The sequence below is a fragment of the Turicimonas sp. TL08 genome (genome assembly GCF_054660695.1).
In genome coordinates this window covers 1-876 of record NZ_BAAGDP010000057.1, presented here as the reverse complement: position 1 = coordinate 876, position 876 = coordinate 1, and the positions used below count along the sequence as shown (strand labels likewise).

The window sequence follows — 876 nt, the reverse complement described above, 5'->3', positions numbered from 1 at the left end:
CTCGTCCTCGTGATAATTCAACCGGTTTTACGATTCAGTGGGGCAAATGCACTCCTAAATCGTGGTTTAATTACCCAAGAAGTTTTAATACTTCCTATCCACCTATTGGCGGCTGGCTTTCTAACGGCAAAAGCGCCAGAGGTGTAGAAGCGAATTCTTTTAATAACTCAGGCGCAACTATGATTGAAAGTGGTGGTGGAGCTGTAACTAATGCGAATTCAATAGCATATATCGTGGTTGGTTTTAGTTGAGCAACGTTTAACTAAATCCAACAGCAATCCAGGAACAGCCTGTAAAAGAACTTTGTTGTCCACCACTAATCCGGACAATATTATTGGCTACACGCTCCCATGTAAGCAGACATCCTGAGTTATTTGCATAACTACCTTTACGAAAACTTAGATCAACTTGATAGGTAGTGCTACTGAAACTTCTAGGGAAATAAACATCCGTAGATTTATTGTTTGGGTAGCCTAACTCTCCCCACTGGACTGTGAATCCGGTTGAGTTATCACGAGGATTAGCTGAATCCAATGGCAACAAAATAGAATGTAGCTGGTAAATTGCAGTCTGTTTGTGCGGTAAATCCTGTTGTTCCAACACTTGCAACAGTAATGTGGTCCAAGTTGCCCGAGTTGACAGAAAATTGCACTGAGTAACACGCACTAAAACTTCTTGGAAAGCCTAACCATGGATTTTTGTTACCAGATTGATAACTTTGTCCCCACTGGAGCGTGAATCCGGTGGAATTATCACGAGCCCATCCATTTGTACCGTTGGAAACCGACCAATTTGAAGTATTTGTATTGGTGTCTTGAGTCCAAACAGAAAACTCAGTGCCATCTCCACGAGTAAAAATTACCTGAGTTCCAGAAG

General features: G+C 41.9%; 3 protein-coding genes. 1 reads left to right on the top strand and 2 read right to left on the bottom strand.

Annotated features, from left to right (window positions below; all coding sequences use genetic code 11):
* Window positions 1–251: hypothetical protein (locus tag ACYQ4O_RS12900; protein WP_460175866.1), on the top strand; the 251-nt coding region annotated here is incomplete at its 5' end.
* 7 nt (window positions 252–258) lie between these two features.
* Here the strand turns inward: ACYQ4O_RS12900 and ACYQ4O_RS12895 are convergent.
* Together ACYQ4O_RS12895 and ACYQ4O_RS12890 are read right to left on the bottom strand one after the other, a co-directional pair.
* Entirely contained in the window at window positions 259–603 is a 345-nt protein-coding gene (locus tag ACYQ4O_RS12895) for a gp53-like domain-containing protein (protein ID WP_460175865.1), read from the bottom strand.
* Window positions 521–876, bottom strand: a 356-nt coding sequence (locus tag ACYQ4O_RS12890) for a gp53-like domain-containing protein (RefSeq protein ID WP_460175864.1), incomplete at its 5' end; no start/stop codon positions are given. The genes ACYQ4O_RS12890 and ACYQ4O_RS12895, both read right to left, overlap by 83 nt.